The sequence below is a fragment of the Limnohabitans sp. genome (assembly GCF_030158565.1).
Taxonomy (GTDB): domain Bacteria; phylum Pseudomonadota; class Gammaproteobacteria; order Burkholderiales; family Burkholderiaceae_C; genus Limnohabitans_A.
This window is the reverse complement of the sequence record NZ_JAOASQ010000029.1, coordinates 26,606-43,182: the sequence shown is the minus strand read 5'-3', so window position 1 is coordinate 43,182 and position 16,577 is coordinate 26,606. Positions and strand designations below refer to the sequence as shown.

The 16,577-nt window shown below is 65.4% G+C and carries 15 protein-coding genes; 10 read left to right on the top strand and 5 right to left on the bottom strand.

The features are described from left to right. Window positions 1-13 precede the first annotated feature (13 nt). Complete coding sequence (locus Q1W40_RS05865; RefSeq protein ID WP_300709877.1) at window positions 14-817, bottom strand: alpha/beta hydrolase; 804 nt, start codon at window positions 815-817, stop codon at window positions 14-16. A gap of 89 nt (window positions 818-906) precedes the next feature. On the opposite strand from Q1W40_RS05865, the gene Q1W40_RS05860 reads away from it, so the two are divergent. Next, a complete protein-coding gene (locus tag Q1W40_RS05860) occupies window positions 907-1,800 on the top strand; it encodes a DMT family transporter (protein WP_300709875.1) in 894 nt (297 codons plus the stop codon). 100 nt (window positions 1,801-1,900) lie between these two features. Further along, window positions 1,901-2,887 carry an MDR family oxidoreductase gene (locus Q1W40_RS05855; protein WP_300709873.1) on the top strand — a complete coding sequence of 329 codons (987 nt, stop codon included), beginning with the start codon at window positions 1,901-1,903 and terminating at the stop codon, window positions 2,885-2,887. 12 nt (window positions 2,888-2,899) lie between these two features. On the opposite strand, the gene Q1W40_RS05850 is transcribed toward Q1W40_RS05855, so the two are convergent. The 4 genes from Q1W40_RS05850 to Q1W40_RS05835 form a co-directional block, all read right to left on the bottom strand. Beyond that, complete coding sequence (locus Q1W40_RS05850) at window positions 2,900-3,208, bottom strand: PaaI family thioesterase (protein ID WP_300709871.1); 309 nt, start codon at window positions 3,206-3,208, stop codon at window positions 2,900-2,902. 36 nt (window positions 3,209-3,244) lie between these two features. Beyond that, window positions 3,245-3,658, bottom strand: a complete 414-nt coding sequence (locus Q1W40_RS05845; RefSeq protein ID WP_300709868.1) for a PaaI family thioesterase — start codon at window positions 3,656-3,658, stop codon at window positions 3,245-3,247. Window positions 3,659-3,668: 10 nt separating this feature from the next. After that, entirely contained in the window at window positions 3,669-4,652 is a 984-nt protein-coding gene (locus Q1W40_RS05840) for a tripartite tricarboxylate transporter substrate binding protein (RefSeq protein WP_300709866.1), read from the bottom strand. Window positions 4,653-4,749: 97 nt separating this feature from the next. Beyond that, the gene (locus Q1W40_RS05835) at window positions 4,750-5,505 is read right to left on the bottom strand and encodes a helix-turn-helix domain-containing protein (protein ID WP_300709864.1); all 756 of its coding nucleotides are present in this window, start codon (window positions 5,503-5,505) and stop codon (window positions 4,750-4,752) included. Window positions 5,506-5,725: 220 nt separating this feature from the next. On the opposite strand from Q1W40_RS05835, the gene Q1W40_RS05830 reads away from it, so the two are divergent. From Q1W40_RS05830 to Q1W40_RS05795, 8 genes are all read left to right on the top strand, one after another. Then, on the top strand, window positions 5,726-7,348 hold the full coding sequence (locus Q1W40_RS05830; protein ID WP_300710108.1) for a carboxyl transferase domain-containing protein: 1,623 nt from the start codon (window positions 5,726-5,728) through the stop codon (window positions 7,346-7,348). 20 nt (window positions 7,349-7,368) lie between these two features. Next, entirely contained in the window at window positions 7,369-8,535 is a 1,167-nt protein-coding gene (locus tag Q1W40_RS05825; RefSeq protein ID WP_300709862.1) for an acyl-CoA dehydrogenase family protein, read from the top strand. Between the two features lie 10 nt (window positions 8,536-8,545). Further along, window positions 8,546-9,436 (top strand): enoyl-CoA hydratase-related protein, encoded by an 891-nt coding sequence (locus tag Q1W40_RS05820; protein ID WP_300709860.1) that lies wholly within the window; start codon window positions 8,546-8,548, stop codon window positions 9,434-9,436. A 7-nt stretch (window positions 9,437-9,443) separates the two neighbouring features. Continuing rightward, window positions 9,444-11,468 (top strand): biotin carboxylase N-terminal domain-containing protein, encoded by a 2,025-nt coding sequence (locus tag Q1W40_RS05815; RefSeq protein WP_300709858.1) that lies wholly within the window; start codon window positions 9,444-9,446, stop codon window positions 11,466-11,468. Beyond that, window positions 11,465-13,285, top strand: coding sequence for an acyclic terpene utilization AtuA family protein (locus tag Q1W40_RS05810; RefSeq protein WP_300709856.1), 1,821 nt, complete (start codon window positions 11,465-11,467; stop codon window positions 13,283-13,285). The genes Q1W40_RS05815 and Q1W40_RS05810 overlap by 4 nt, the downstream gene beginning before the upstream one ends. After that, the gene (locus tag Q1W40_RS05805; protein WP_300709854.1) at window positions 13,282-14,502 is read left to right on the top strand and encodes a CaiB/BaiF CoA-transferase family protein; all 1,221 of its coding nucleotides are present in this window, start codon (window positions 13,282-13,284) and stop codon (window positions 14,500-14,502) included. The genes Q1W40_RS05810 and Q1W40_RS05805 overlap by 4 nt, the downstream gene beginning before the upstream one ends. A 116-nt stretch (window positions 14,503-14,618) precedes the next feature. Continuing rightward, complete coding sequence (locus Q1W40_RS05800) at window positions 14,619-15,542, top strand: 3-keto-5-aminohexanoate cleavage protein (RefSeq protein ID WP_100173001.1); 924 nt, start codon at window positions 14,619-14,621, stop codon at window positions 15,540-15,542. 50 nt (window positions 15,543-15,592) lie between these two features. Continuing rightward, window positions 15,593-16,576, top strand: a complete 984-nt coding sequence (locus Q1W40_RS05795) for a tripartite tricarboxylate transporter substrate binding protein (RefSeq protein WP_300709846.1) — start codon at window positions 15,593-15,595, stop codon at window positions 16,574-16,576. Window position 16,577 lies beyond the last annotated feature (1 nt).

Sequence of the window (16,577 nt, the reverse complement as noted above, 5' to 3'; positions counted from 1 at the left end):
CCTGCGTCCCACGTCAATGCGTCCAATGCACAGGCGGCTCATCCAAAAAATCCAGCAACAAGGCCTCAAAGGCCTCGGGCGACTCCAGCTGTGGCCAGTGGCCCACGCCGGGCATCTGCACCCAGCGGCCGCCATGGATGCGTTGCGCCATGCGTTCGAGCGCGGCCATCGGCGCCAAGGGGTCGTGCTCGCCCCTGATCAACAGGGTGGGCACATGGATGTGTGACAAGGCCGCATCGCGGTCAAAAGCGGCCTGCGCCTGCAAGGCGTGGCGGTAGGTGACAGGCGAGACCTGCGCCATGCAATGCCTGGCCAGCATCACCCCTTCGGCCAGGGCCTGGGGGCCCGTCTGCGCAGCGACCACGGTCTGCGCCCATTGCGGCCGATCGGCATCCGCAGCGGCATCCAGCAGCAAGGTTTGACTGACGGCATCTTGTGCCCAGCCCGAGTCGGGCCCGCTGGTGCTGCCCACCAGCACCAAGCGGCGCACCAGGTCGGGCCTGCGCATGATCAGCTCTTGCGCCACCATGCCGCCCAGGCCGTGGCCCACCAGATGCACCGACCGCTTGGGCGCCGGGGCATCGGCGGGCAGCAAGGCCTCGATCAAAGCGATGGCGCTGTGTGCCAGGCCCTTGAGCCCATAAGGCTCCACCGGCACGCTGTGGCCGTAGCCCGGCATGTCCCAGGCCACCGCCTTGTAGCCCGCATGGGCTAGGCGTTCCACCTGCGGCGCAAAACTGCGGAAATTGCCCCCTGCCCCGTGCAGCATCAAGACAATCGGGCCAGCGCCCAGCGCGGTGAAATGGGGAAGCAACATGTGGCGTGAATTCAAAAAACCTTGTGCAGGCATATTACCTGCACGCTGCACGCCCAAGGTGACAGCCCACCCCTCTGGGGCGCGGCACAATGCCCAGCATGAATTCACGCAAAGAGCATCTGGACGGTTTGGCGGTGGGCATCTTGCTGGTCTGCTGCATGTTTTGGGGTCTGCAGCAGGTGCTGGTCAAGTCCATCATGGACGAGGTGGCGCCGCTGTTTCAGGCCAGCTTGCGCTGCATGGGCGCATGCGTACTGCTCCTGGTCTGGTGCCGCGTGCGCGGCATTCGCCTGTTCGAGCGCGACGGCTCCTTGTGGGCAGGCCTTTTGGCCGGTGGTTTGTTCGCGGCTGAATTCGCCTGCATTTACCTGGGCCTGCGTTACACCACCGCTTCGCGCCTGACGGTGTTTCTGTACACCTCGCCGTTTTGGGTGGCCGCGCTGGTGCCCTTGTTTGTGAAGTCCGAACGCCTGCGGCCCCTGCAATGGCTGGGCATGGCCTGCGCCTTTGTGGCGGTGGCCTTTGCCATGCGCGAGGGTCTGGGCGCGGGCAACAACAGTGCACTGGGCGATCTGCTGGGCCTGGCCGCAGGCGCCTTGTGGGGCCTGACCACGGTGTCCATCCGTGCCAACAACCTGACGCGCATTTCGCCTGAGAAACTGCTCTTCTACCAAATCGCCGCCACCGCGCTGGCCGTGCCCTGGCTGTCGGTGGCCTTGGGCGAGACCTGGTCCTTCCAATGGAGCGCTATGGCCTGGGGCTCCATGCTGGCGCAAACCGTGATCGGGGCCTTTGCCAGTTACCTCGCCTGGATGTGGATGCTGGGCCGCTACCCCGCCACCAAGATTTCGGTCTTCGTGTTTTTGACCCCGCTGTTTGCCTTGCTGTTCGGCACGCTTTGGCTGGGCGAGTCGGCCACCCCCACCTTGCTGATGGCCCTGGGGCTGGTGGCGGTAGGCATTGTGCTGGTCAACCGCAAATGAAGCACCTGATATGAACCGCTTGATCCCCGTGACACCCTGATTCGTCGTGCCCGCGCACGCGGGCATCCATCCCTCCACCCGATGAACCCGAAAGACCCCCATGAGCTACCAAGCCCTGCAAATTGAAAAAGACGATGCCGGTTACCGCTGCACCTTGAAGACGCTGGACGACAGCGCCTTGCCCGAGGGCGATGTGACGGTGCAGGTGGACTACTCCACCGTCAATTACAAAGACGGCCTGGCCATCACCGGCAAATCGCCCGTGGTGCGCAAGTTCCCGCTCACGCCCGGCATCGACCTGTCGGGCAGCGTGACCGAGAGCCAGCACCCACTGTTCAAAGCGGGCGACAAAGTCGTTCTGAACGGCTGGGGCGTGGGCGAAAGCCACAGTGGCGGTCTGGCGCAAAAGGCGCGCCTCAAAGGCGACTGGCTGGTCAAGTTGCCTGCCGCCTTCACCCCGCGCCAGGCCATGGCCATTGGCACCGCAGGCTACACCGCCATGCTGTGCGTGATGGCGCTTGAAAAGCACGGCGTCACGCCCGACAAGGGCGACATTCTGGTCACGGGCGCAGGCGGCGGCGTGGGCAGCGTGGCGATCGCGCTGCTGGCCAAGCTGGGTTACCGCGTGGTGGCCAGCACAGGCCGCCTGCAAGAGGCCGACTACCTGCGCCAACTGGGCGCAGCCGACGTCATGGACCGGGCCGAACTGTCTGCCCCCGGCAAGCCACTGGCCAAAGAGCGTTGGGCGGGCGTGGTCGACACCGTGGGCAGCCACACCCTGGCCAACGCCTGCGCCAGCACCAAATACGGCGGCGTGGTCACCGCCTGCGGCTTGGCCCAGGGCATGGACTTTCCATCCAGCGTGGCACCCTTCATCTTGCGCGGCGTGACGCTGGCTGGCATCGACAGCGTGATGGCCCCACGCGCCGTTCGCGAAGCCGCTTGGGCGCGACTGGCCCAAGACCTGGATGCGGCGCAGCTGGAGCGCATCACCCGCGAAGTGGGCTTGGCCGACGCCATCAGTCTGGGTGCCGAGATTCTGGCCGGCCAAGTGCGTGGCCGCGTGGTGGTGAACGTCAAGCGCTGAAGCGCTGGGCCATCAAGCGTTTTGGGCGCGGTAGGTGCCCATCGCCTGCGCGACCACATCGCCCGGGGCGTTGCGCAACTGCGCTTCGCAAAACACCATGGTCTTGCCGCCGCCCACCACCTGGGCGGTGGCCACGGCTTGGCCTGTGGCGGGGCGCATGAACGACAGGTGCAGGTCCACCGCCACCACCGCACGCACTGGCCTGTGCTCGGCATTGCCGCCGTTGACGCGTGCCGAAGCGGCTTGGAGCATGGCCTCGTCGAGCATGGCCATCACAGCGCTGCGGGGCAGCGTGGCTGGGGTTTCATGGGAAGGGCTCATGTGGTGTCCTTGAATGCGAGCTTGAACGCGCCCGCTTCACTGGGGTCTGGGCAAGTAACGGAAGGAGCCCTGCGCCTTGGCCACCACACGGCCTTGCGCATCGCAGACTTTGGCTTGGCACCAGGCCACGTCATCGTCACAGCTCACCACCTCGCCTTGCGCGGTCAAAGGGCCCCGGCCTGGCTCCAGAAAGCTGGTGTCCAGGTTCAAGGTCACCACGGTCTTCTGAAAATCCACCCGCGACACCGCTGCACTGGCCATCACCACATCGAGCAGCGTGACCACCACGCCGCCGTGCACCGCGCCGATCACATTGCCCAAATCAGCATGCGGGTCGAGCGAGATTTGTGCCTTGCCGCCTTCGGAGTAATCACGCTGCATCCCGATCAGGCGCGTGAAGGGCGTTTTCGCAAAAATGGCTTTGGGGTCGTCGGAGGTGACGGGCTTCATGGGCGCACTTTCATTCCAGCTTGAAGCCGATGTCCTTGAGCATCTTGGCATCGCGCTCATAGGCTGTGCGGGCGTAAGCGGTGTAGACCTCGCCCGTCATCAAGTTGGGCTGCATGTCAAAGCTCTCCAGCTGGGTTTGGTGCGCCACGTCGGCCGAAGCCTTGCGGAACGCCGCCGCCAACTTGGCCGCAATCGCGGGCGGCAAGTTCTTGGGCGCGACCAAGCCCATGGGCGAATCGATGGTGATGTCAAAACCCGCCGCCTTCACGGTGGGCACACCTGGATAGGCCTTGAGCGGCTCCTGAGTGAAAGTGGCCAGCAAGCGCGCCTTGCCCCCGCGCACCTGAGCGCCAAAGCCGGGGTCACCGTACACATCCAGGTGCCGCCCGATCAGCGCGGTGAAGGCCTCGCCACCCCCCTTGAAAGGCACCATGTTGAACGAGGTGCCCGCCATTTTGGCCAGGCGCTCGGCCACGATGCGGTTGATGCTGATCGCCCCCACCGTGCCCCAGCTGATCGCACCGGGGCGCTTTTTGGCATCGGCCAACAAATCGCCCAGCGTCTGCCAGGGTGCATCAGCCGCCACGCAAATGCCGGTGGTCAGGTTGAACAGCCCAATCAGGTAAGTGAAGTCCTTGAGCGGATCGAAGTTGACCTTTTGCACCAGCGGCGCACGGATCACCGAGTTGTGCATCACGGCCACGGTGTAGCCGTCTGACTCGGGCATGGTGGCCAAGGCTGCTGTGCCCATGACCCCGCCCGCGCCGGGTTTGTGCATCAGCACCACCGGTTGGCCCAGCTCTTTGGATGCGGCCTCGGCCAAGGTGCGAAAAATCGGGTCCATCGAGCCGCCCGGGGGAAAGGGCAGCACCAGCTGGATTGGTTTGGTGGGGAAGGCGTCTGCGGGTCGGCTCTGGGCCTGGGCCACGCCCCCAACCGCCATGGCCGACAGCGCCACCAGCGCCTGCCTGCGGTCAACCGGGAATCCATTCATGTCTCGTCTCCTTGTTGGCCCTCAGGTTAAGGGCAGCAGGGAACAGCTCAAATGGCTGAAAAGCACAAAACCGCTGGCAAAACCTGCCAAGGGTGCTTCAAGCACCACCGCCCAACACCGGCCACTGACTGCGCATCAGCGCAGCCAGCTCCGGTGCCCGACTCAACGGCAGACGCACGCGTGACGCGCCAATGGACAAGGCGGCAATCGCTGCCTGACCCAAGGCCCAGTGCAGCCCCACCGCTGCGATGCCCGCGGTGTTGCGGTAAGCAAAGCCACGTTGCCGTGTGCTTTGCACCCAGCGCATGAGCTGCGCACGCGTGACGCCTTCGAGTTCATACGCGTCGCGGTGCTGCGCATGGTGCTGCTGGACCGCCGGATCGTCCAGCGCGGCCAGCATGGCGATGCTGGCCACACCCAGGCCCAGCAGACGCGTCTCGCCCACCGTCTGGCGAAAGGACGGCACGGCATGGGCGCCCTGCTCCAGGTGCAGGCAGTGGCTGTAGTCGCCCAGGCGCAGCACCAGAAACACGTTGTCCCCGCTCAGGCGCGCCAGGGTCTTCATGACCGGCTGGCACTGGCGGATCAAGGCCGCCTGCCCCAGACTGGCCGCGCCCCAGGCCGTGGCCTGCACGCCCAGGGTGTAAAGGCCGCTGGGTGCATCGCGCTCGACCAGCCCGGCGTGCTGCAGGCTGCCCAACATGCGCCAGGCGGTGGTGCGGTCCAGACCACTGGCCTGCACCAAGGCTTGCAGGCTGATGCCCTGATCGTGGTGGCGGGCGACCAGGTTCACCAAGCCCATGGCGCGCTCGATGCTCTGCGCGCCCGGGCGAGGGGACTTTGAAGTTTGCATTTTTTGCACATTCACCTCGCAGGTCGGTCGCTTCAGCACCGACGTTGTGAGCTTGGGCGTAGGCACTTGTCGGGGCTCAAGCCACCGACCTACAAACCACAACACTTTGACCATTGACCACTTCACAGGGCAGACCCCTAGGGAAAGCACCATGTGCACATTATGCACATCGGGTTTGCCGGGCATGTTCACGGTGCGTGGGCTGCGCTGCAATCGGTGCATGAGCACTTTTCAGACCCAGATCCATCCGGCCTCCGAAGCCTTTGCGGCGCAGCGCCAGGGCATGCTGGCCTTGATCGACGCCTGGCATGCGCTGGAGCAGCGCGCCAGCGACGCCTCGGCCCAATCGGCCTCGCGCTTTGCCAAACGCGGTGCCTTGCTGCCCCGCGAGCGGCTGGCGCAGTTGCTGGACCCCGGCGCGCCGTTTTTGCCATTGGCCACCTTGGCCGGTTACGGCATGGACGACCCTGACCTGTCGCGCTGCGTGCCCGGCGGCTCGCAGCTGGCGGGCATCGGCCAGGTCAGCGGCGTGCGCTGCATGGTGGTGGTGACCGACTCGGGCATTGACGCCGGAGCCTTGACCGAAGCGGGCAACCAAAAGCTCATGCGCTGCCAGGAGATCGCGCTGCAAAACAAGCTGCCCTTTGTGCACCTGGTCGAGTCGGCGGGCTCCAACCTGCGCAAATACCGGGTTGAGAAATTCATTCGAGGCGGCGGCATGTTCTACAACCTGGCGCGCCTCTCGGCGGCGGGTTTGCCCGTGCTCACCGTGGTGCACGGCTCGTCCACCGCAGGTGGTGCCTACATGCCAGGCCTGTCGGATTACGTGATCATGGTGCGCGGACAGGCCAAGGCCTTTTTGGCGGGGCCACCCTTGCTCAAAGCGGCCACGGGCGAGATCGCCACCGACGAGGCGCTGGGCGGCACCGACATGCACGCCACCGTGAGCGGCTTGGCCGAGTACGTGGCGCAAAACGATGCCCACGCGATTGCACTGGCCCGCGATGTGCTCGCCGCCATCGACTGGCCGCGTGCTGCCGTGCCCGCGCCCACCCAAGCCCCGCGCCCACCCCGGCTGTCGCCCGACGAACTGGCGGGTGTGATGGTGCTGGAGCACCGCCAGCCCATCGACATGCGCGAAGTCATTGCCCGGCTGGTGGACGACTCGGCCTGGCTGGACTTCAAGCCCGACTACGGCAGCGCCACCGTGTGCGGTCACGCCCGCATCGACGGCTATGCGGTGGCCTTCATCAGCAACAACGGCCCCATCGATCCGGCCGGGGCCACCAAGGCAGCGCAGTTCATCCACCTGTGCAACCAGTCGGGCACACCCATCGTGTTTTTGCAAAACACCACCGGCTTCATCGTGGGCCGCGCCTCGGAAGAGGCCGGCATGATCAAACACGGTGCCAAGATGATCCAGGCGCTGAGCAATTCGCAAGTGCCGCACATCACCATCCACTGCGGCGCCTCGTTTGGCGCAGGCAACTACGGCATGTGCGGACGGGCCTTTCACCCGCGCTTTTGTTTTTCGTGGCCCAACGCCCGCTCCGCCGTCATGGGCGGCGAGCAAGCCGCCACCACGCTCGACATCGTGGCGCGCCAGCAAGCCGAGCGCAGCGGCAAGCCGGTCGACGAATCTCGCCTTCTGGCCCAAAAAGCCGAGATCGTGGGCCTGTTTGAAAGCCAGGCCAGCGCCTTCTACACCAGCGGGCATATGCTGGACGACGGCATCATCGACCCGCGTCAGACCCGCGACGTGCTGGCCCTGGTGCTGGCCACCGTGCGCGAAGCCGCCGCCCGCACACCGCACGCGATGCAGTTCGCCGTGCCCCGTTTCTGAATCTCCGAGGAAAGTCTCACATGATTTACACCGCCGAACACCACGAACTGATGGCCAGCATCCGCCGCTTCATCAGCGCAGAGATCGACCCCTTTGTCCACGAATGGGAAGCCGCCGAAACCTTTCCGGCGCACGAACTCTTTCGCAAGATGGGGCAGCTCGGTTTTCTGGGCATCACCAAGCCCGAGGCCTATGGCGGCATGGGGCTGGACTTCAGCTACGCGCTGGCCGCCGCCGAAGCCATTGGCCATGTGAAGGCCCAGGGCGTGGGCATGGGCATTGGTGTGCAGGCCAATATGGCGACGCCTGCGTTGGCCAGCTTCGGCTCGGACGAACTCAAGCGCGAGTTTCTGGCCCCAGCGATTGCAGGCGAAGTGGTCTGCAGCATTGGCGTGAGCGAGCAAGGCGCGGGCTCGGACGTGTCTTCGCTCAAGACCCGCGCCCGACGCGACGGCGACGACTACGTCATCAGCGGCTCCAAGATGTGGATCACCAACGGCACCCAGGCCGACTGGATTTGCCTGCTGTGCAACACCTCGGACGGCCCCTCGCACAAAAACAAATCGCTCATCATCGTGCCGCTCAAAGACGCGGCAGGCCGACGCGCCAAGGGCATCGAGGTGCAAAAGATCAAGAAGTTCGGCATGTGGAGCTCGGACACCGCGCAGATCTTTTTTGACGAAGTGCGCGTGCCCGTGCGCCACCGCATTGGCGAAGAAGGCATGGGCTTCATCTACCAGATGAAGCAATTCCAGGAAGAGCGCCTGGACGGCGCGGCACGCCGCCTGGCCAGCATCGAGCTGATCGATGAGACCGCCACCTACCTGCGCCAGCGCGTGGCCTTTGGCAAACCACTGCTCGACAACCAGTTCATCCAGTACAAGCTGGCCGAACTCAAGACCGAGATCGAAGCCCTGCGTGGCCTGATTTACATGGCCACCCACGCTTATGTGCAAGGGCAAGACGTGACCGAGCTGGCCTCGATGGCCAAACTCAAGGCCGGGCGCCTGGGCCGCGACGTGGCCGACTGGTGCATGCAGTTCCAAGGTGGCATGGGCTACACCTGGGACAACCGTGTCTCGCGCGCTTACCGCGACTACCGGCTCGGCTCGATTGGCGGCGGCGCCGACGAGGTGATGCTGATGGTGATCGCCCGCAAGATGGGGCTGATGGACCTGGCTGGCTGAAGGAGACCCCATGAACTACGAACACCTTTTGGTGCAGCACGCCCACGACATTTTCTGGGTCACGCTGCACCGGCCCGACACACGCAACGCCCTGTCGCCCGAGATGGTGGCCGAGCTGGCCCATGTCTTCATTCAAGCCGCACAAGACGACAAGGTGCGCGCTGTGGTGCTGCGCGGCAGCGCGGGCTTTTTCTGTGCAGGGGGCAATGTGGGCAACTTCCAGTCTCGCCTGCAGGCCACCGACCACAGCAAAGGCGATCCGGTGGTCAGCCGCAACCGCGCTTTTGGCCATCTGCTGCAAGCCCTGACGGCCTTGCCCATGCCCGTGCTGGCGGTGGTCGAAGGCGCGGCCATGGGCGGCGGCATGGGTCTGGCCTGCTGCGCCGACATCGTGCTGGCCACCGAAGACGCCCGCTTTGCCCTGAGCGAAACCGGCCTGGGCCTGATCCCGGCGCAGATCGCCCCCTTTGTGCAGGCCCGCGTGGGCCGCCGTGTGGCGCTGCGCTTGGGGCTAAGCGGTGAGCGCGTGAGCGGCACGCTGGCGCAATCACTGGGCCTGGTGGATGCGCTGGCCGCTGACAGCGAGGCGCTAGACACGTTGCAGGCGCAATGGATCAGCCGCATCCTGGCCTGCGGTCCGCAAGCCAACCGCTCGCTCAAGGCCCTGCTGTCGCGTGGAGACGTGGCCGGTGATGCCTCACTTGATGACGGCCTCGGTGCCTGGCTCGACGATGCCGCGCAGCGCTTTGCGCAATGCATGCGCAGCGAAGGGGCTGAAGGCATCGCCGCTTTCCGCGAGCGTCGCGTCCCCACCTGGTCCGCCACGCTGCAAGCAGCTGATGTGGCGCTGCTGCATGGCCGCATCACTGCCTTGTCTTCATCTTCGTCATCCACTGCCTGAGTTGCCCATGAGCGTGAACAAAAACATCCGCCCCTTTCACACCGTGCTGGTGGCCAACAGGGGCGAGATCGCGCTGCGCGTGCTGCGCACCGTGCGCCGCATGGGCTATGGCACGGTGGCCGTGTATTCCGAAGCCGACCGCCACAGCCCGCATTTGGGCGCCGCCGACCGCGCCGTGTGCATCGGCCCCGCCGCCCCGGCGCAGTCTTACCTGAACATCGACGCCATCCTGAATGCCGCCCGAATGACCGGGGCCGACGCCATTCACCCGGGTTACGGTTTCCTCTCCGAAAACGATGCCTTTGCCGACGCGGTCGATGCCGCAGGCCTGGTCTTCATCGGCCCCTCGGGCGACAACATCCGCGCCATGGGCAACAAGGCCGGGGCCAAGCGGCTGATGCAGGCGGCGGGCATGCCCTGCATTCCGGGGTATGAAGATCAAGATCAAAGCGACGAAACCTTTGTGCGCGAAGCCGAGCGCATCGGCTACCCCATCATGTGCAAAGCCGCTGCAGGCGGCGGCGGACGCGGCATGCGGCTGGTTCAGCAAGCGAGCGACTTGCCCGCCGCGCTGGCCTCGGCCCGCTCGGAAGCGCGCACCGCCTTTGGCAGCGCAGAGCTGATCCTGGAGCGGGCCGTGAGCACACCGCGCCACGTCGAGATCCAGCTGCTGGCCGACAGCCACGGCCATGTGGTGCACCTGGGCGAGCGCGATTGTTCGGTGCAGCGCCGCCACCAAAAGGTGATCGAAGAAGCCCCGTCTCCAGCCGTGGACGCTGCGCTGCGCCAGCGCATGGGCGAGGCGGCCGTACACAGTGCGCGCACGCTGGGCTACATCGGCGCGGGCACCATGGAGTTTTTGCTGGACGCCGAGGGCCACTTTTACTTCATGGAAATGAACACCCGGCTGCAGGTCGAGCACGCGGTGACCGAAGCCATCACCGGGCTGGACCTGGTGGAGTGGCAGTTGCGCGTGGCTGCAGGCGAGGCGCTGGCCTTTGCGCAGCAAGACATCCAGCTGCAAGGCCACGCCATCGAAGTGCGGCTCACCGCCGAAGACGTGCCAGCGGGCTTTTTGCCGCAGACCGGCCCGGTGCTGCGCTGGCGGCCTCCGTCGGACCACGACGTGCGCATCGACAGTGCGCTGCTCGAAGGTGGCGAGGTCAGCCCGCATTACGACTCGATGGTGGCCAAGCTGGTGGCGCATGGCCGCAACCGCGAAGAGGCCCGCCGCAAACTGCTGTCGGCGGTGCGCCACTGCGTGCTGCTGGGCTTGCCGAGCAACCAGGGCTTTTTGGCCGATGGCCTGAGCGATGCCGTGTTCGTGCAAGGCACGGGCGTGCACACCGGCTTTGTGGCCGAGCGCATGGGCTTGCCCCCGGCAGCGCCCATGCCCAGCACGCGCACCGTGGCGCTGGCGGCCCTGGCCGTGCAAGCCGCCACGCTGCCTTGTGACGCGCAAGGCCATCTGCAAGCCCCAACGTTGGCGCAAGGCCAGGCCATGGGTCTGCTGCAATGGGGTGAGCAGCGCTGGCAGTACCGCATCCAGCCCACCGCATCAGACCCAGTCACAGCATGGCAGGTGCAGTGCACGCCGCAGCACGCCGAGAGTGAACCGATCAGCCTGAGCTTCACGCATGTGCAATGGCTGGACAGCGCGCGCAGCACCCTGGCCGTGGAATGCGATGGCCTGCGCGAGCAGGTCTGCATCGCCCGCACCGACACTGGCGTGCACCTTTTTCATGCAGGCCGCGCTTGGGCTTTTGAATGCCCGCCCCTGCACCGAGTGGCCGGACCTGAAGCGGGCAGTGGCGCCGTGCTGGCGCCCCTCACCGCCCGTGTGCTGCAGGTCATGGTGACGCCCGGCCAAACCGTGCAGGCGGGCGAGCGCCTGCTGGTGCTGGAAGCCATGAAGATGGAACACACGCTGACCGCACCCTTCACCGGCGTGGTGTGCGAGCTGCTGGCGCAAGCGGGCGGGCAGGCGCTCAAGGGCACGCTGCTGCTGCAGATCGAGGCGGAGGCGGCATGAGCACGGCCATGCAACGCGTGCGCATCGGCGGGGCTTGCGGTTTTTGGGGCGACTCGGCCATGGCCACGCCGCAGCTGCTGCAAGTGCCCGGCCTGCAGTACCTGGTCTACGACTACCTGGCCGAAACCACCATGGCCATTTTGGCGCGAGCGCGGGCCAAAGACCCGGCGCTGGGTTACGCCACCGACTTTGTGCAGGCCGTCATGACGCCGCACCTGAAGGCCATCCACGAGCGGGGCATCAAGGTCATCGCCAATGCGGGTGGCCTGAACCCCGAAGGCTGCCGCGATGCGTTGCTGCAGGTCGCGCAAAAGCAAGGCATTGCCCTGCGCGTGGCCGTGGTCACCGGCGACGACCTCATGCCACAGATGGACACGCTGCAAGCCCAAGGCCTGCGCACCACCGCCGACGCACAACTGCCCGAGCGCCCCCTGTCGGCCAACGCCTATGTGGGCGCACGCGGCATCGCCCAGGCCCTGGACGCCGGGGCCGATGTGGTCATCACCGGCCGCTGTGTGGACAGCGCTGTGGTGCTGGGCGCGCTGGTGCATGAATTCAGCTGGTCCTGGCAGGACTGGGACCGCCTGTCGGCGGGCACGCTGGCGGGCCACTTGATCGAGTGCGGCGCGCAGGCCACGGGTGGGCTCTTCACCGACTGGCAAGACGTGCCCGACTGGGCCAACATCGGCTACCCGGTGATCGACGTGGCCCCAGATGGCAGCCTGGAACTGAGCAAGCCCGAAGGCACGGGCGGTCTGATCCACCCCGGTGCGGTGGCCGAGCAGATCCTCTACGAAGTGGGCGACCCCGCGCAGTACCTGATGCCCGACGTGTGCTGCGACTGGCGGCATGTGCAGGTGGAGCGCACGGGCATGGGCACCGTACAAGTCAGCGGCGCACGCGGCCTGCCCGCCCCCACCCACTACAAAGCCAACGCCACCTGGCAAGACGGTCACCAGCTGCAGTTGATGATGGCCATTCGCGGCATCGACGCAGCGCTGAAAGCCGAGCGCACCGCGCAGGCCCTGCTGGCGCGCTCACGGCTGTTAATGACGCAGCAGGGCTTTAGCGACTACAGCGAGACTTGTATTGAACTGCTGGGCGGCGAGTCCCACTACGGCCCCCACGCACAGGCGCACTCCGCCCGCGAAGTGGTGCTGCGCATCGCGGTGCGCCACGCACAGGCCAAGGCGCTGGCGGTGTTACAACGCGAATGCGCGAGCAGCGGCACCTCGATGGGGCCGGGCACACGCTCTTCGTTTTCGGGCCGCGCCGACATCCAGCCCGTGATCAAGCTGTGTTCCTTTCTGGTGCCCAAAAGCCAGGTGCGCTTGCAGATGCAGCTGGGTGACGGTGTGCAAGACGCGAGCGACGTGGCCGTGCCGCCGACTGCCAACGCGCTTCCCGTTTACAGCCATGCGCCAGCGACTGCCGAGCCGACGACAGCCAGTGATGAACCCCTGCACGACTGCCGCCTGATCGACCTGGCCTGGGCGCGCAGCGGCGACAAGGGCGACGATGAAAACATCGGGGTGATCGCACGCCATGCCCGCGCCTGGACCTGGCTGCGCACCCAGTTGCAGACCCATCAGGTGCAGGCCTATTTCAGCCACCTGGTGCAAGGTCCGGTGCTGCGCTACGAAGTGCCTGGCTTGCAGGCGCTCAACTTTGTCTTGCACCAGGCGCTGGGCGGTGGCGGCGTGTGCAGCCTGCGCTCAGACCCGCTGGGCAAATCGTTTGCGCAGATGCTGCTGGACATGCCGCTGCGCGTGCCCGCCTCGGTGCTGGTCAACCCCGCCACTGGAGACACCCCATGAGCGCCATCCTCGAAGGCATCAAGATCCTCGACCTGACCCGCGTCATTGCCGGGCCCATGTGCACGCAAATCCTGGCCGACATGGGTGCCACCGTCTACAAGATCGAAAAGCCCGGCGAAGGCGACGACACGCGGCGCATGGGGCCTTTTTTGCAGGACCCGGCCACGGGCCAGCCCAGCAACGACTCGGCGCTGTACCTGGCCTACAACCGTGGCAAACACTCGGTCACGGTGGACATCGCCACCCCTGAAGGCGCGCAGCTGGTGCGCGATCTGGCGCTGCGCTGCGACGTGGTGGTCGAGAACTACAAAGTCGGCTCTCTCGCCAAATACGGCCTCGACGAAGCCAGCCTGCGAGCCCTGAAACCCGAGCTGATTTACTGCTCGGTCACGGGCTTTGGGCAGACCGGCCCCTATGCGCCCAAGCCCGCCTACGACTTCATCCTGCAAGGCCTGGCCGGACCCATGAGCACCTGCGGCCTGCCCGACGATCAACCCGGTGGCGGCCCCATGCGCACCGCCATCCCGATGACCGACATGGTGACCGGCCTGTACGCCACCATCGGCATTCTGGGCGCGCTCATGCACCGGCAAAAAACCGGCGAAGGCCAGGCCATCGACGCGGCCATGCTGGACGCCACCGTGGCCTTCAACGGCCACCTGGCCGTGGGCTACCTGATGAATGGCAAGGCGCCACAGCGCGTGGGCAACACCAACCCGATCGCCTCGCCCTCTGAAGTGTTTGACTGCGCCGACGGCCGCATCATCATCGCGGCAGGCAACAACGGGCAATTCCAGCAACTGTGCGCCGTGCTGGGCGCACCCGACATGCCTGCCGACCCCCGCTTTGCCACCAACATGCAACGGATCGCCCACCGCAGCGAACTGCGTGACGCCTTGCAAGCCCTGGTGCGCGACCGGTCGCGGGCGCAGTTATTGCAACAACTCAGCGATGCCACAGTCCCAGCGGGGCCCATCAACGACATGGCCCAGGTCTTTGCCGATCCGCAAACCCAGCACCGCCACATGGTGGTCGAGCTGCCCCACAGCTCGGGCCAAACCGTGCGCGTGGTGCGCAGCCCGCTGAACTGGTCAGCATCGCCCGTGACGCACCGTGCGCCGCCACGCTTGGGTGAGCACAGTTTGCAGACGCTGCGCGATGAGTTGGGTTTGAGTGAGGCGCAAGTGCAGGGCCTGTTGCAGCGGGGGATCATTTGAGCGTCTGAACCGCGCTCAGCTGTAACCCATGCGTCTGCCCTTAGGGGTTAACGTGGTGTGCCGCCCTGTGACTCGTCCTTACGATGGCCTGACATTCAAACTCAGCGGTCCATCCGATGAACAAAGTCATCATCACTTGTGCAGTCACCGGCGCCATCCACACGCCGTCCATGTCACCCTATCTGCCGGTGACGCCTGAGGAAATCATTGAAGCTTCGGTGGAAGCGGCCAATGCGGGCGCGGCCATCATCCACCTGCATGCACGCGACCCGGTCACGGGCAAGCCCGACCAAAGCCCCGAAGCCTTCGGCAAGTTTTTGCCGCAGATCAAAAGCCGCACCAACGCCGTGCTTAACCTGACCAGCGGCGGCTCGCCCTTCATGACCATTGATGAACGGATTCAGCCCTCGATGCGGTTTGCGCCGGAGGTGGCGTCGCTCAATCTGGGGTCATTCAACTTCGCGCTGTTCCCGATGCTGGACCGCTTCACCGAGTTCAAGCACGAGTGGGAACGCGAGCACCTGGAAAACAGCCGCGACCTGATCTTTCGCAACACCTTCAAGGACATCGAATACGCCTTGCGGGCCTGCGCAGAAAACAACACCCGCTTTGAGCTCGAGTGCTACGACATCGGGCACCTGTACAACCTGGCGCACTTTGCCGACAAGGGGCTGATCAAGGGGCCGTTTTTCATCCAGTCGGTCTTCGGCATTTTGGGCGGCATTGGCAACCACCCCGAAGACGTGATGCACATGCGCCGCACCGCCGACCGCTTGTTTGGCGACCAATACCAATGGTCTGTTTTGGGCGCAGGGCGTCACCAGATGCGCATCGCCGCGATGGGCGCCAGCATGGGCAGCCATGTGCGCGTGGGCCTGGAAGACAGCCTCTGGCTGGGCAAAGGCACGCTGGCCAAAAGCAATGCCGAGCAGGTACGCCAAGCGCGCCAGATCATAGAAGGCCTGGGCCTTCAGATCGCCACGCCCGACGAGGCCCGGCAAATCCTCGCGCTCAAAGGCGCACAGAAGGTGAACTTCTGAGCCTTCGACACCGATCATCTCTTTCCTTCAACACTTCAGGAGACAACACCATGAAACGCCGTCATTTGCTCGCCCTCGCCGCCGCCACCACGCTCAGTGCCATGCCCAGTGCCTTTGCGCAATCTGCGGGCTACCCCAATCGCCCCATCAAATTGGTGGTGCCGTTTCCGGCCGGCATTTCGCCCGATGTGGTGGCCCGCCTGATTGGCGACAAACTGGGCGCCGCCCTGGGCCAGCCCGTGGTGGTGGACAACAAGCCCGGCGCGGGTGGCATGATCGGCGCGGTGGCTGCTGGCACCGCACCGGCTGACGGTTACACCTTGTTTTTCAGCGTCAAGGCCACACACGCCATCGCGCCCAACGTTTACCGGGACACCAAGTACAACCCACCACGTGACTTCAAGGCCGTCTCCCAAATTCTGCAAGTGCCCCATGTGCTGACCGCCACACCCAAGGCGCCCTACAACAACATGAAAGAGCTGGTGGCGTACGCCAAGGCGAACCCCGGCAAGATCGACTTTGCATCCTTGGGTGTCGGCTCGCAGCCCCATGTGGCGCTGGAAGTGTGGTCGCAGCGCCTGGGCATCAAGCTCAACCACGTGCCCTACAAAACCAACCCCTCGCCCGATGTGATGAGTGGCGTGGTGAGCCTCTCGGTCGAAGCATCGACCACGGCGATTCCACTGATCAAGTCCGGCAAGGTCAAGGCCCTGGGCATCTCGGGTGCGCAGCGCATCCCCGGCTTGCCCGACGTGCCCACCATGACCGAGTTTGACGCCAACCTCGACGTCAACGGCGTCATCGGCAGTTCTTGGCACGGCATTTTTGCGCCCACCGGCACGCCCAACGACATCATCGCCAAACTCAACACCGAGATCGTCAAGATCGTGAAGCTGCCCGAGATCCAGGCCCGCCTGATTGAGCTGGGCCTCACGCCCACGGGCACCACTGCTGCTGCACTCGACACCGTGGCCAACGGCGACTACGCCTTCTGGAACAAGGTGATCAACGACCTTGGCATCAAGGTCGACTGAG

What these genes read in the sequence shown, in the direction of transcription:
- Q1W40_RS05810 (WP_300709856.1), top strand. Translation starts at nt 11,465, where the DNA reads ATGAGCACGGCCATGCAACGCGTGCGCATCGGCGGGGCTTGCGGTTTT.
- Q1W40_RS05800 (WP_100173001.1), top strand. Translation starts at nt 14,619, where the DNA reads ATGAACAAAGTCATCATCACTTGTGCAGTCACCGGCGCCATCCACACG.
- Q1W40_RS05815 (WP_300709858.1), top strand. Translation starts at nt 9,444, where the DNA reads ATGAGCGTGAACAAAAACATCCGCCCCTTTCACACCGTGCTGGTGGCC.
- Q1W40_RS05850 (WP_300709871.1), bottom strand. Translation starts at nt 3,208, where the DNA reads ATGAGCCCTTCCCATGAAACCCCAGCCACGCTGCCCCGCAGCGCTGTG.
- Q1W40_RS05865 (WP_300709877.1), bottom strand. Translation starts at nt 817, where the DNA reads ATGTTGCTTCCCCATTTCACCGCGCTGGGCGCTGGCCCGATTGTCTTG.
- Q1W40_RS05835 (WP_300709864.1), bottom strand. Translation starts at nt 5,505, where the DNA reads ATGCAAACTTCAAAGTCCCCTCGCCCGGGCGCGCAGAGCATCGAGCGC.
- Q1W40_RS05830 (WP_300710108.1), top strand. Translation starts at nt 5,726, where the DNA reads ATGAGCACTTTTCAGACCCAGATCCATCCGGCCTCCGAAGCCTTTGCG.
- Q1W40_RS05820 (WP_300709860.1), top strand. Translation starts at nt 8,546, where the DNA reads ATGAACTACGAACACCTTTTGGTGCAGCACGCCCACGACATTTTCTGG.
- Q1W40_RS05795 (WP_300709846.1), top strand. Translation starts at nt 15,593, where the DNA reads ATGAAACGCCGTCATTTGCTCGCCCTCGCCGCCGCCACCACGCTCAGT.
- Q1W40_RS05845 (WP_300709868.1), bottom strand. Translation starts at nt 3,658, where the DNA reads ATGAAGCCCGTCACCTCCGACGACCCCAAAGCCATTTTTGCGAAAACG.
- Q1W40_RS05840 (WP_300709866.1), bottom strand. Translation starts at nt 4,652, where the DNA reads ATGAATGGATTCCCGGTTGACCGCAGGCAGGCGCTGGTGGCGCTGTCG.
- Q1W40_RS05805 (WP_300709854.1), top strand. Translation starts at nt 13,282, where the DNA reads ATGAGCGCCATCCTCGAAGGCATCAAGATCCTCGACCTGACCCGCGTC.
- Q1W40_RS05860 (WP_300709875.1), top strand. Translation starts at nt 907, where the DNA reads ATGCCCAGCATGAATTCACGCAAAGAGCATCTGGACGGTTTGGCGGTG.
- Q1W40_RS05825 (WP_300709862.1), top strand. Translation starts at nt 7,369, where the DNA reads ATGATTTACACCGCCGAACACCACGAACTGATGGCCAGCATCCGCCGC.
- Q1W40_RS05855 (WP_300709873.1), top strand. Translation starts at nt 1,901, where the DNA reads ATGAGCTACCAAGCCCTGCAAATTGAAAAAGACGATGCCGGTTACCGC.